Origin of the sequence: Enterovibrio paralichthyis (assembly GCF_019209835.1) — a bacterium.
GTDB lineage: Bacteria > Pseudomonadota > Gammaproteobacteria > Enterobacterales > Vibrionaceae > Enterovibrio > Enterovibrio paralichthyis.
Map to the genome: position 1 here is coordinate 34,911 of NZ_JAHUTS010000024.1, position 12,963 is coordinate 47,873.

11 protein-coding genes and 1 pseudogene are annotated in these 12,963 nt (G+C 48.2%); 5 read left to right on the plus strand and 7 right to left on the minus strand.

Annotation, left to right across the window (positions count from 1 at the left end; genetic code table 11):
* Positions 1 to 117: 117 nt before the first annotated feature.
* Positions 118 to 2,892, plus strand: a complete 2,775-nt coding sequence (locus tag KU854_RS20160) for a calcium-binding protein (protein WP_218360128.1) — start codon at positions 118 to 120, stop codon at positions 2,890 to 2,892.
* Positions 2,893 to 3,060: 168 nt separating this feature from the next.
* On the plus strand, positions 3,061 to 3,615 hold the full coding sequence (locus tag KU854_RS20165) for a DNA-3-methyladenine glycosylase I (protein ID WP_218360129.1): 555 nt from the start codon (positions 3,061 to 3,063) through the stop codon (positions 3,613 to 3,615).
* Positions 3,616 to 3,665: 50 nt separating this feature from the next.
* Here KU854_RS20165 and KU854_RS20170 read toward each other — a convergent pair whose 3' ends face one another.
* Together KU854_RS20170 and KU854_RS20175 are read right to left on the minus strand one after the other, a co-directional pair.
* Positions 3,666 to 4,583 carry a DMT family transporter gene (locus tag KU854_RS20170; RefSeq protein ID WP_218360130.1) on the minus strand — a complete coding sequence of 306 codons (918 nt, stop codon included), beginning with the start codon at positions 4,581 to 4,583 and terminating at the stop codon, positions 3,666 to 3,668.
* 299 nt (positions 4,584 to 4,882) lie between these two features.
* Positions 4,883 to 5,779, minus strand: a complete 897-nt coding sequence (locus tag KU854_RS20175; protein ID WP_218360157.1) for a patatin-like phospholipase family protein — start codon at positions 5,777 to 5,779, stop codon at positions 4,883 to 4,885.
* A 156-nt stretch (positions 5,780 to 5,935) separates the two neighbouring features.
* Here KU854_RS20175 and KU854_RS20180 point away from each other — a divergent pair, with 156 nt between their 5' ends.
* A complete protein-coding gene (locus KU854_RS20180) occupies positions 5,936 to 6,418 on the plus strand; it encodes a YbaK/EbsC family protein (RefSeq protein ID WP_218360131.1) in 483 nt (160 codons plus the stop codon).
* Here KU854_RS20180 and KU854_RS20185 read toward each other — a convergent pair.
* The 3 genes from KU854_RS20185 to KU854_RS20195 all read right to left on the minus strand — a co-directional run bounded on the left by KU854_RS20185 (position 6,396) and on the right by KU854_RS20195 (position 8,737).
* Entirely contained in the window at positions 6,396 to 6,869 is a 474-nt protein-coding gene (locus tag KU854_RS20185; protein ID WP_218360132.1) for a DM13 domain-containing protein, read from the minus strand. The genes KU854_RS20180 and KU854_RS20185 overlap by 23 nt on opposite strands.
* A gap of 133 nt (positions 6,870 to 7,002) precedes the next feature.
* Complete coding sequence (locus KU854_RS20190) at positions 7,003 to 8,037, minus strand: NADP-dependent oxidoreductase (RefSeq protein WP_218360133.1); 1,035 nt, start codon at positions 8,035 to 8,037, stop codon at positions 7,003 to 7,005.
* A gap of 103 nt (positions 8,038 to 8,140) precedes the next feature.
* Positions 8,141 to 8,737: a TetR/AcrR family transcriptional regulator gene (locus KU854_RS20195; RefSeq protein WP_218360134.1), complete on the minus strand. Its 597-nt coding sequence runs from the start codon at positions 8,735 to 8,737 to the stop codon at positions 8,141 to 8,143.
* A 273-nt stretch (positions 8,738 to 9,010) separates the two neighbouring features.
* Between KU854_RS20195 and KU854_RS20200 the strand changes: the two genes are divergently transcribed.
* Positions 9,011 to 9,652, plus strand: a complete 642-nt coding sequence (locus KU854_RS20200; protein ID WP_218360135.1) for a hypothetical protein — start codon at positions 9,011 to 9,013, stop codon at positions 9,650 to 9,652.
* Between the two features lie 65 nt (positions 9,653 to 9,717).
* On the opposite strand, the gene KU854_RS20205 is transcribed toward KU854_RS20200, so the two are convergent.
* A complete protein-coding gene (locus KU854_RS20205) occupies positions 9,718 to 10,458 on the minus strand; it encodes a sporulation protein (RefSeq protein WP_218360136.1) in 741 nt (246 codons plus the stop codon).
* A gap of 165 nt (positions 10,459 to 10,623) precedes the next feature.
* A pseudogene (miaE, locus tag KU854_RS20210) lies at positions 10,624 to 11,286 on the minus strand (tRNA isopentenyl-2-thiomethyl-A-37 hydroxylase MiaE); the annotation flags it as partial.
* Positions 11,287 to 11,329: 43 nt separating this feature from the next.
* Here miaE and KU854_RS20215 point away from each other — a divergent pair.
* On the plus strand, positions 11,330 to 12,862 hold the full coding sequence (locus KU854_RS20215; protein WP_336245271.1) for a recombinase family protein: 1,533 nt from the start codon (positions 11,330 to 11,332) through the stop codon (positions 12,860 to 12,862).
* Positions 12,863 to 12,963 lie beyond the last annotated feature (101 nt).

Here is a 12,963-nt window from a genome sequence, read left to right on the forward strand (position 1 = left end):
AAGTCGAGATTCTTGTTTATAAGATTGCGTTTTATAAATTGAACAGCAATCAGTAACCAGGAAGTAAATACATCTCCCCGGGCAGGAAGCGCACACAAAAAGGACGAGGACAAAGGTATGGCAGATATTAAAGGTACTAGCGGTGTTGATTTTCTATATGGTGACATTGAGAAAAGCGAAAACCTACTGATCAATGGTGACTTCGACGCTTGGGGAAATGACACTTCCAACACCTGGGGTCTTTTTCAGGATCACCAGGTTGCAGGCTGGTATACACCGGGCTCGATGAATATTGAACTACAGCAAGGTACCTTCGGCGGCACACCAACCAATGACGTTTCAAACACTGTGCTTGAGCTGGACTCCAACGGCAATACCTGGGTGCAACAGGATGTGGATGTGACAAACCTAACCACAGACGGCGATGCAACCCTGAACCTCTCTTTTGATTACGCCAACCGCTACAAAGGCGATAACCACGCAACCAGCCAGTTTCAGGTCAAGGTGATGGATAATGATGGAAACATCCTTTACACCCAGTACTTTGAAAACACCCAATCCAATGAGAGCTATGTAAATTTCGAGATAGACTTCGCGGTACCGGAAGGCACCACGGGCATTTCGCTGCGTTTTGAAGGTAAAGGCGCATCAGACGGCTATGGCGCACTTATCGATAACGTTGCGCTTACAGCCTCATCCGCGGGTGATATCAACGACACCATCAACGGCTACGAAGGCAACGATTTTATCGATGGCCTGACTGGTAATGACACCCTTTATGGTGGCAATGGTAACGATGAAGTTCACGGCAGCGAAGGTGACGACGTTATCTATGGTAACGATGGTAAGTGGGGCAACGGTGCCCGCGAGCTTATGACCAATGGCGACTTTGAAGATTACGGCAACAACACCACCAACCACTGGAGCTTGCTGCAAGATCACCAGGTAACAGGCTGGTATACACCGGGTACCAACCCTATTGAGCTTCAACAGGGTACGTTTGGTGGCACACCACAAAATGACGTGACCAATACTGTGCTGGAACTCGACAGTACCACCAATACCTGGGTTCAACAGGATGTAGATATCACCGGCCTGACAGCAGGTGGTGATGAAGTGTTGTCGCTTTCTTTTGACTATGCGAACCGCTACCGCGGCTCAGACACCGCGACCAGCCAGTTTGAAGTCAAAGTGTTTGATCAGCAAGGCAATGTTATTTACAGCAAATACTTTGATAACACCCAAGCCAATGACCACTACGAATCTTTCACAGCAGACGTTGTTGTACCGCAAGGCAATGACTTCATTACTATCCGTTTTGAAGGTGAAGGTAAATCCGACAGCTACGGCGCTCTGATTGATAATGTCTCCCTGCAGCAAAAAGTGAACTGCGAAGGCGACGATGACATGCTTTATGGTGGTACCGGCAACGACACCATTTACGGCGAACACGGCGATGATTACATCGAAGGTAATGAAGGTGATGACACCATTTTCGGCGGTGTAGAGTACTCACAGTCTCTGACGCTTTCACACGAAGATGACGCAACTGTCTACCAATTGGGTTGCGATGGCACAGTCACCATTTCACTGAGCGATTTCACTCACAGCGCCGCGTACAACAACAGTGTTGGTTACTATGTGCTGGATGAAAATGGCAATGTAGTACGTGCTGAAGTGTTGATTGATAACGTGAAAACAGTCAGCGACCTGACGACAGAGATCGACATCTCCGGCGGCGTGTCGTTTGGTATGTTCCTGATCCCTGATGGCGACCGCAAAGGCTTCGACGTCGGTTCTGTCAACATCGACATTTCAGGTACCGCATCTACAGTGACCCAAGGCGGCGCAAGCTCTGTGGTCTATGTGGCTAACAGTGCAGAAAACGGCGACGGTTTTGACCACGAAACCGTGAGCGGTGACCGTTCAAGCTGGGAAGATCTGTGGAATCTGGGTGACAACGACTTCAACGACACGGCGTTCAACATCATTGTGACGCAACAGAACCACTACACCGACAACGACACCATCAACGGTGGTACAGGTAACGACTGGATCCACGGTGGTGACGGCAATGACGTCATCCACGGCAACGAAGATGATGACACTATCTACGGTGGTAATGGTGACGACATCATCTATGGTGATGAAGGCAACGACATTATCAACGGCAGCGCGGGTGACGACATCCTTTATGGTGGCGATGGTGACGACAAACTGTATGGCGCAAGCGGCAACGATTCGCTCTATGGCGGCGCGGGTAACGACTATCTGCAGGCTGGGTATGAAGACGATATCGTGATGGATGGCGGTACCGGTGTTGACATTTATATCGGCAGTGAAGGCAACGACATCATGTACTTTGATGAAGAAGACTTCTCTGATCTGGCTATTCTCAACACACGCAACAACATGTATGTGGGTGACCGTGGCTTTGATAAAGTGATTGTTACCGGTCAGGAAAATGTCGATTTCTCAGGTTCCAGCTACCACGCCCCAGGCGCAGTGACCACAGCAAAAGCGGTTGCGCAGGTCGAAGCAGTGATTGCTGATGAAGGTAACCAGACGTTTACCATCAACGCTCATGCGATTGTTGAGCAGTCAGACAACATTCAAACCACCACCAATGTGGATCCGGGTGACTGGAATGGTTTTGTTGCCTACTTGGGCGAGGGTGATGACACCTTCAATTTGGAAGCGGTTAACTGGACGTACAACGCAACCGCAGCCCCAACGGCAGAATTGTCTGCAGAGATGATTGCCTTTATGGACTTGAGCGGCACGCAGGTGGGTGAATTGCAGGCATACGTGTTTGAGCACGACAACTTTGATGCCATCACCATCTGGACAGATGCTGAGCACGTTGTTTATGACGGTGGCACCATCGTTTAATGCGACACTGCAATCTACTGAAAACCGGCGCAAGCCGGTTTTTTTACGTCTGAGGTTTGAAGGCAAATGACATTGCTACCTTTGTCTTTTTAACGAAGCACCCAGGTTGCAAAAATAGTGGTTATATATACAGTATCTAAATAACAAAAGATGAATTGGGTAAGAATCATGGAAAGATGTCGCTGGGCTAACGTAAGCGAGCTGGATCAAAAGTACCACGATGAAGAGTGGGGCGTACCGGTTCACGACGATCAACAGTTGTTTGAAATGCTGATCCTGGAAGGGGCGCAGGCTGGGCTGAGCTGGACAACCATTCTGAAAAAGCGCGAAGGTTACCGCGAAGCGTTCGATAACTTCCATATTGAAACCGTTGCCGCTTACGGGGAGGAGAAAATTGCCCAGCTATTGGAGAATCCGGCAATCGTTCGAAACAAGCTCAAAGTCAACGGTACGGTGATTAACGCCAACTTGGTGCTGGAAATCCAGAAAGAGTTCGGCAGTTTAGACGCCTATATCTGGCAGTTTGTCGGTGGCAAGCCAATCATCAATCACCCTGAAACCATCGCAGATGTTCCAAGCTCAAGCCCGGAATCTGATGCAATGAGCAAAGCGCTGAAAAAGAAAGGCTTTAAGTTTGTCGGAACCACGATTTGTTATGCATATATGCAAGCCACTGGCATGATCAACGACCACGTAAAAACTTGCTTCCGTTACGGGAAATAGAATTCTGAAAGGCGCTCTCCGGAGCGCCTTTTTCGTCCATGTATGAAAGGTCAGCCTTTCTTGCGATTGATATTCACAACCGCATAGACCACCAACAGCATGCCGAGTGCGTGCCAGACCGTAAAAGCCTCATCCAGCAAGATGATGGCAAACATCGCGGTAACGGCAGGGCCAATATTGCTGGTCATACTGAGAACAGATGGGGTCAGCCTTGCCATGGCTGCTGCCACAAAATACGACGGCAGCACGGTACAGAAAATCCCGATGGCAATCCCCATGGTCAGTAACTCACTCGACATTGCCGAAAAGCTGGCATCTTTGAGCTGGTATTGGGCAAGGATAACCACACCTGCACTTCCCATCCCTATGCTGGTAAAGAGCTGCGCCCCCAGTTTCGCGATCACTTTTTTGCTCAGTACCAGGTAGACCGCAAAAACCAACGCCGATGCAATGGCCATCACGCTGCCCAGCCACACCTGCGCGCCGAACGAGCTGAAATCATGTACCACGATCAATGCCACGCCGACGTAACCGACAGCCACGGAAACAAATGTGCCTTTCTGCGGTTTTTCCTTCATAAAGAACCAGCTGATCAGCACCACAAAGGTTGGGAACAGGAAAATCAGCAAACGTTCCAGTTGGGCAGAGATATATTCCAGCGCCAGAATATCCAGCAGCGAAGCGAAGTAGTAACCCAGCACACCCACCAAAGCCGCCTGCCAGCCAAACTGTTTTACTTTGCTGCGCTCTGTAAGGTTGCGACAGAGCCAGATGAGAATTGCAATATAAAGTGGAAGTGATGACGCAGCGCGAAGGCTCATGATTGCCGTGGCGTCACCACCGGCGGCATAAGCGAGCTTGATAAGTACAGGTTTGATGGAAAAAAGCAGGGTGCCGATTAAGGCGTAGATGATTCCCGTTCGGTGATCCGCCGCGTCTTGTGCACCGACGGAGGTTGCGTCGTTCATTGTCACTTCCTTGATGTTGTTTTTGCAGTTAATTCAAGGCTGTGAGTAAACGACATCCGGCTGTTAATCTCACAGCCGGGAACAGAAATCTCTACCGACTGAAGGGCATAAGCAGAAGAAGCCAGAGTGGTAGAGATTGAAATATCATAATGTGCTCGTATTTCGTGATGAGTTTTTAAGCTATCTCATTGTGAGAGCACGAGCAAGGGGATATTCGAAATTGTCGACAGGGAATCAGAGACATGGTGGCGGAGTCTGCCACCCATCACCGTGCTTATCCCCCGGCTTGGGTACTTTAACTACGCAACCAAAGTCGCGGCATCTGCCGTCGAGCCCTGTGCCATCACCAACTGTTTCACCGCATCTTTGTAGAGATTGAACATATGGGTTTGGGCTGCCTGAATACCCATGTTGTACCCATCATCCAGTTTGGCCTTTTTCATGGTGAAGCGACCGACAGGGAAATGCTCGGGCGGGGCAATCACATGGACGGTGCAATCTTTGGGCGGATTTTTAATAAACGCCAATGAAGCGTTATAACGGTCTGAGCGTTTTCGCATGGCTTCGGCCACATGCGGATGTTTTTTCAGTAGCTGATCCATCAGTTTTGGCATCTTCATCGGTGACATTTCGTAGTCGCCTGGCTGTGAAAGAATCACGGTAATTTCACGAGCGCCCCGTCGGTAGGCTTCCGCCACCGGTATTGAATCAGCCACGCCACCATCGGTATAACAACCTCCGGAAAAACAGGGTGTTGGACGGTAGGCAATAGGCAGCGCTGTGGTTGCTTCAATCACCTTGGACATGTTCTGTGGTTTTACCCAGTAGTAATCGGCATCGCCGGTATCCACATTCGTCACTGCCGCCAAAAGGGGAATGTTGTTAAACAGGGTTTCGGTGTTCAGTGGATAGCGGCGCAGGGATTCCTGCTCCAGCCATTGCACATCAACCAGGTTGCCACCGCGCACGAAACGGGCGGGGTTAAAGAAAGAGTCGTTGGTCGCCAGTTCAGTGATCACCTGATAGCTGCGCTTTGGTTGCTCTGCAAGATAGCCCAACAGGTTTGATGCACCCGCGGAAACCCCGATTGCAAAATCAAACGGTTTGAAATTAACGTCCAAAAACGTATCCAACACTCCGCTTGCGAAAATGCCCCGCATGGCACCACCTTCAACGACCAAAGCCCTTTTACCCAACATCTTCCCAATCTCTTTGCTTGTTTGCCTATGTGGAAGGATAGGGTTGGCGCGCAACAATGAGAAATTGCTATTGTCTATCTCATCAATAGATTTGACTGATTGTTTTCAGACTACAATGCTTGTCTGTTTGGAATGGAATCACAGGGACGAAACATGTCGTTAGAAGCAGTAAGGGATTATTTCTCGCAAAAGGGCATCGACCACCGTATCGAGGTGATGGAAGTGTCGACGGCGACGGTGGATGAAGCTGCCAAAGCACATCAGGTGGTGCCGGATCAAATCGCCAAGACGCTTTCTTTCAAAGTGCAGGAAGACCCGATTTTGATTGTTGTTTCCGGTGCATCAAGAATTGATAACAAGAAGTACAAACAACGATTTGGGAAGAAGGCCAAAATGCTGACCCCGGAAGAGGTTCTGGATGTTACCGGTCACGCAGTAGGTGGAGTATGCCCCTTTGGATTGGTGCAGAATGTTCCTGTCTATCTGGATGCTTCGCTGAAGAAACATGCCGAGGTGATTCCTGCAGCGGGTGCATCAAATTCCGCAATCAGGCTGACGATTGAAGAGCTGGAAACCCATTCGAATTGTTCTGAATGGGTAGATGTGTGTATTGCTACTGATAGCGCGCCGCAGTAATAAACTCACCAAACGATTCACACCAAATCACCACGGTGTTGTATTGGGCTGGGTCGATGTTTTGCGGCACATTGACCAAGAAGTTTTCGAAGGTTTTGACATCGCCCACCCGCTGCATTTGGGGTTTCAGCCGGTTGAAGTCAGCTTCTGTTTCAACAAACTGCGGGGAAAGATAGAGCTTGTAGTCAGGCCCCGGCGCCAGTTCACCAATCAGGGATATGGTGTCTGGGCTGATGGTAACAACCCCTTCTCCCCAATGGAACGTGTCGCTGTCGATAAGGTCTTTTCTGAATTCGCCGGTAAAGGTGGCGTTGTTGTTGGACGTTTCAATCACTTCAACAGACGGCCCTTCAGGCGCAATCAAGATCGGAAGGGCGTAAATCCCTGCGGCAAAGCCGATAATCAGGGTAAACAGGTGGGTGAAAAATAGAATGATCCCGTTCTTCGTCATCTTGTGCTTCCTGCAAGGATTACCTCAATAGAGTGTAATCTAGTAGGGTATAAACAGTGACTCAGTGAGAAAATACCCGTTTGGAAAAATCCAAACGGGCATTTAGAGAGATTCTCAAATTCGCAGCGTGGCTTTATAGCGGATCGGCAACTTTGATTACCAGCTTGCCGAAGTTTTTCCCTTCCAGCAGCCCCATAAAGGCTTGCGGTGCGTTTTCCAATCCGTCGACAACCTGTTCTTTGTACTGGATTTTGCCTTCTGCCAGCCATTTCGACATATCGGTCGCGAATTCGTCATAGCGGTGACCGTAATCATCAAAGATGATGAAACCTTGCATCTTGATGCGTTTAACCAGCAGGGTACCCATCAGCATGTACATGCGATCTGGGCCTTCAGGCAGCTCTGTGGCGTTATATTGGGAAATCAGGCCGCAGACTGGAATGCGTGCACCTGTGTTGAGCAGAGGCAAAACCGCATCGAACACTTTACCGCCAACGTTTTCGTAATAAACGTCGATACCCTTGTCACAGGCGGCGGCGAGCTGTTCAGCGAAGTCATCGGCTTTGTGGTCAATACAGACATCAAAACCCAGCGTCTCAACTGCGTGGCGGCATTTTTCTTCACCACCGGCAATACCAACCACTTTACAGCCTTTTAGTTTACCAATCTGACCAACAGTAGCGCCGACTGGCCCTGTTGCTGCAGCCACCACCAGGGTATCCCCCTGTTTCGGCTGACCAATATCGAGCAGACCCATATACGCGGTAAAGCCCGGCATGCCCATTACACCTAAAGCGTAGGATGGGTGAGAAGGGGATTTGCCCAGTTTCAACAGGCCTTCGCCATTCGATACGGCGTAGCTTTGCCAACCCGTGTATGCCAGTACCCATTCACCCACTTCAAAATCAGGGTGATTTGATACTTCCACCTGACACACGGTTGAGCCGACCATCACATCATCGACTTCCACAGGATCGGCGTAAGATTTCGCATCACTCATACGGCCACGCATGTACGGATCCAGCGAAAGATAAATGGTGCGCAGAAGCACTTCACCTTCATTTACGCTCGGCAAAGGCTGGGATTCAATGCGGAAGTTATCGGTAACAGGCGCGCCAACAGGGCGGGATGCAAGAACGATTCGGTTATTTTCTAAAGAAGCTGACATAATTCACTTTCCTTTCAATTAGACCAGTCGTCTAGTGATGGTTTAAAAAAATCCGCCATCTCAATGTGGCGGTTTTGGTACGGCGCGGATGCCCCGTTTTTGATTAAAATGCGTTTTTGCCCTGGAGCAGAAGCTCCGTGGTTTTCAACGCTGAGTGCAAGGGGTCAGTGCTCTGGCTGAGCTTGCTGATAAGGCTCGCACCAATCCAAAGCTGATAAAGCTGGCTGGCAGTCGTTGTGGCGTCTGCAACCTTGATTGAGCCGTCATCAATACCTTGCTGCACGCAATTGGCAACCATGGTGGTGATATTGCTCGCGCCATTAAGCAGCGACAAACGCATTGACTCAGACAGGTCTGACACTTCAGCAGAGAGCTTTACTACAAGGCAACGCTGACTGCCACAGCGGCCGTCATTTACCTCGAGCCAATTCATCCAATAGCCCATCAGTTTGTCGAAGCCGCTTTTATCAGGGTCACTGAACAAGATATCCAACCGCTCTTTGTATTGGCTGAAATACTCGCTGATAAGAGCCTCGCCAAATTGCTCCTTGGATTTAAAGTAGTGATAAAAAGATCCTTTCGGCACGCCTGCGTGGCTCAGCAATTGTGCAAGCCCAACGTTTGAAAAGCCTTTCTCAACGATCAGTTGATAACCTACATCCAGAATGTGCTGGCGGGTTGAGTGTGTTTCTGTATTCATGGGCACTACCTTACACACGATTAGACCAGTCGTCTAGTATGCGTTCTGTAGATAGATTGGCGGGCGGGGCTAAAAAGTAAGTTGGACGTACACGCACATAGAAAATCGACTGCATTTTCAGCGTGCAAAGCTGGATGAAAAAGCAACGTCTTTACAGTTGGTTACAGTATCAATGTGTGCGTAAGATCACACTGCAATTTTTATGCTGTTGCCATGCTTTATCAGGGTGTATGAAAATCACGACAATAATAAAAGTGGAACTGATATCACATAATGGCGAAGGGAATAGTTGTTTTAGCGTCAGTCTTTTTTCTGTTTGGTTGCAGCAAGGACATGGATGGCGAGACATTCGTGGAAAGCTGTTTTGACCGCGGAAAGTACAGTTTTGAATGCGATGGTACGGTATTCAAAAACCTTGAAGGGATCATTGAAACGGCCAACGAAGCCTCGCTCATTGTAAAAGTAGGTAAGGAGACGTTTACGCTGGAATATCCGCAAGGCTATGAAAAGTTCACGGATATTGACCTTAAATATCTGCAACACCTCCCCATTTCATTTTCAGGCACTATCCACGAAGAAGCCTGGGTATCACGGACTTTTTCAGTGTCTGGCGCCGCAATTAAGTCTCTGCCCTTTCCAGACAAAGCGCATATGGCAGATATTGATGAAGAATTAGCTGCCAAAAAATCGATGCTTGATGCGCGGGGCGGGGAGTATGAAGCATTCAAATACTGTATTGCGCAGGCTGAGAGTTTCTACCATGCCGATTGTGGCTTTGATGACGACAACTACAAATCAGTATGGAGTGATGACACTTTAATCACGACAGTGCACTGCAAAAATGAAATCGGCCATGATGCGTTCTTTGAATGCCGGACGTTTGATGACAGCACTTTTCTTGATGCTTACTGGTAATCAATAAATACCATAAACGTAAAAAGCCTGCACTCGCAGGCTTTTCGTTTTTCACGCATTGTAAATCAGACGGTTAGTACTGCCGCCAGGGCTTGCTCAACTTCACCTTCAGACGCGTCACGGGAGAGGGTAAATGAGCGGTAGGTATCGCCACGGCCGAACGAGCGGTCAATCTCCGCAAGGCAGTGAATAACGCTGCCACTCAGAATAAACGACAGCTCGATTTCTTTGCGGCTGAACATGCCACTGCTTTGGAACTCTAGTTCTTGATAGCAGCCGGACTGCGAAGTGAAACCGTTGCCGCGCAGTTGTCCTTTTTCTACATCGGCTTTTACCATTTTGAAGCCTTCACGTTCCAGAATGTTCATCGCACGTTGCACAGAAGGCAGGGGACGGACTTGCAGGTGGTCGCGATCAGTCGGGTCAATGGCAAAGTCGATATCCAGCGTGGTTTCAATCCAGACGTGACTTTGGTTGTTGCGGGTGTTTACCGCTGTGATTGGCGTTTCGTCGTGGAGTTTGAACTCAAACGGAACCTGCTTTTCTTCGCCGGGCTGGATAACGAATGGATCGTTAGCGCGAAGGTGGCCGAGTACAAATGGCTGGTAACTGACGCCGGAATCCGACTCTACCTTTACTTCAGTGCAGAGCTTAAGGGTGATGGCATCAATTTCCTGTTCTGCGCCGCCACCTTTAATGTTCACTGTGCCTCTTAAGGTTTCGCCCTGATAGAGTGACTCGTTGTGCAGCACCGTATCCACGGTCGCACCGCCAATGCCTAAAGATGCCTTCAATTTCTTGAACATAGTGTTCCCTTTCTGTTCAGTTCCTGATGCTTATTTATCGAACAATACGAGTATCCGCAAGTACCAGAACTGAAATTAAGAAACAAGCCACGGATATATACCTAAACGACCTCTGAATGCGAGCATCTTCAGGTCGTTTAGGTATATCCATGGCTTGTGAGTTGATTAGGCTGCCAGAGTTGGCACGCCACTGTGGAACCGGAACATGTCGTCCGGTGCTTGGATAAGTTCGGCTTCTTTTTCACCAATGGCTTTGATGCGGTCACTGATATCACCACCTGCAATGGCGGCTGCCAGCTTCAAATAGTCTTGGTAATGGCGTGCTTCCGAACGCAGCAGGGAAATATAAAATTTACGCAGCTCTTCATCCAAATACGGCGCCACTTTGGCAAAACGCTCGCAGGAACGCGCTTCGATGTAAGCACCTATGATGAGCTTGTCGATCAGCATGGCGGGCTCATGGGTGCGAACTGCAGACATCAGCCCTTTGGCATAGCGGCCTGCGTTCAGCGGACGGTACGGCATGTCCCGCGCATCCATGATTTCGATTACCTGCTCGAAATGGTGAAACTCCTCTTTAATGAGGCGTACCATTTTGTCGATAAGATCCTGACCGTGTTCAAAGCCCGCTTTTGGTTTCAGCGGCGCACTTAAACCATTTTTGGTGGCGTGGAAAATACCATCACGCATACCGCGGTAAACAAAATCCTCGTAAGGCTTTGCCCATTCCAGCAACAAGGCGCCGCTCGACGCATCAATGGCGTATTTGCGGATCAGCCACATGGCGGTCTGGCTGGCTTTCAATTCACTATTTGCCTCTTTGTGCAACTCATGTATATTGCGCGACCTTAGAGTAATGTGAGGCCAAATAGTGAACGAATTGACGCCGCGTTATGCTGTTACATATCAGAGATTTAGCAGCGAAAGGCAAATAAACAACAGTTCTTTAGAACGTCAAACCGATGCTCAAAGAGCTTGGCTGGCTATGAACAAAGATGTTGTGGTTATTGATAGCTTTGTCGATGAGGCGATTTCTGCTTGGAACGGCAGCAATGTCGAGAAAGGTTCGCTGGGGCGCTTACTTCAAGCAATCGAAGATGGCTTTATCCCGAATGGTACGTTGATCTTAGTGGAACAATTTTCTCGATTATCAAGGCAAAACATTGATAAAACGGAGGAGCTGTTACGCCGCATCTGGGCTGCGGGGGTAACGCTGGTAACTGTGCGTGATAATCAGCTATATACACCAGAAACGATCAACAACTTGCCGCAGCGCATCAAGCTACTAGTGGAAATAGAGAGTGCCTTTCGAGACTCTGAGTGGCGTTCGGCGAAAGTGCGCGGAAGTTATGAAAAGCGTGAACGAGAAGCCAAGCTGGGAATTGTGCCAAGAATGCGTCGCAGATTTTGGTTGGATAAAGATGGACGTCTAAATGAACACCATATTGCGGTAAAAGATATATTTAATTGGTACATTGATGGGTTCGGTCAAACAGCGATAATAAAGAAGCTCCGAGCAAAATATCCAGACGAAAAGTTTGCTCAAAACATGGACCCATCATCAGTCACAAGGATTATTAAGTCAGAGGTGGCTAAAGGCTATTGGCGTGATTGTAAAGTATATGAGCCAGCGGTTGATGAGGCGACCTTCACAATGGCGCAGCAGGTTCTAGATTCACGTTTAGTAAAAAACGTCCAAGAAGATCGTCAATGGCCTCTAAGAGGCTTAGTAATCTGTGAAATATGCGGAGGTGGCATGTCCATCCAGCAAACAGGCGATACATTACCGCTGTTTAGGTGTAGCAACCATCGTAGGTCAAAATCGTGCTCGAGAAAAACGGCCACATTTCCTTACTCTTTGGTCCATTTGTATATGTTTAATTTGGTAAGAAAAAGAGCAAGTAGGTTGCATACTCAACGAACTGTATCAGCGGAAAGTACCCTGAGGCTAGGTCAAATCGAAAAGGAGTTGAACAGCCTCCGAGGTAAGTTGCTAGAGGAAAAAAATACGTATAAAAGTTACCTTGAACAAAGCAAAAATGTACGTATTTTTCTGGAATTGATGGCAGAAACGGATGATGCAATTCTAGAGCTTGAGAGTGAGAAGGCCGAGTTGCAACGTTCAATTAAAGCTCAAGATAAACTTTTTATATCGAAAGAATCGGATGAACTGGTTTTTAAACCTCAAAGCTTTAACGTCGAAATGCAGAAACTGAAATTTAAAATTGTTATTGGTGAGAATACGTTAAACACTATCGGGTTTGAAAATAATGCTCCAGAATGGACATATACCGGATACTGTAGAAAAACAAAGTCCTATAGATGGAAGGCTTTAGGAAAAAACTATAGTTATCCTTGTAATGCATTCACAGTAGATACTTTAATGCTTGAGGATTCAGAGTAATAAAACCCCCGATTAGGGGGTTTTCTTTTGCTTGCAAAAGCTCACACAAACGGAGTTTGTATAGTGAGTATACAAAATTGTTTTGTGAAGGTGTGTCATTG

Coding starts and splice junctions, on each gene's coding strand:
- KU854_RS20170 (WP_218360130.1), bottom strand. CDS start 4,583: ATGAACGACGCAACCTCCGTCGGTGCACAAGACGCGGCGGATCACCGA.
- KU854_RS20200 (WP_218360135.1), top strand. CDS start 9,011: ATGGCGAAGGGAATAGTTGTTTTAGCGTCAGTCTTTTTTCTGTTTGGT.
- KU854_RS20165 (WP_218360129.1), top strand. CDS start 3,061: ATGGAAAGATGTCGCTGGGCTAACGTAAGCGAGCTGGATCAAAAGTAC.
- KU854_RS20180 (WP_218360131.1), top strand. CDS start 5,936: ATGTCGTTAGAAGCAGTAAGGGATTATTTCTCGCAAAAGGGCATCGAC.
- KU854_RS20185 (WP_218360132.1), bottom strand. CDS start 6,869: ATGACGAAGAACGGGATCATTCTATTTTTCACCCACCTGTTTACCCTG.
- KU854_RS20190 (WP_218360133.1), bottom strand. CDS start 8,037: ATGTCAGCTTCTTTAGAAAATAACCGAATCGTTCTTGCATCCCGCCCT.
- KU854_RS20195 (WP_218360134.1), bottom strand. CDS start 8,737: ATGAATACAGAAACACACTCAACCCGCCAGCACATTCTGGATGTAGGT.
- KU854_RS20160 (WP_218360128.1), top strand. CDS start 118: ATGGCAGATATTAAAGGTACTAGCGGTGTTGATTTTCTATATGGTGAC.
- KU854_RS20205 (WP_218360136.1), bottom strand. CDS start 10,458: ATGTTCAAGAAATTGAAGGCATCTTTAGGCATTGGCGGTGCGACCGTG.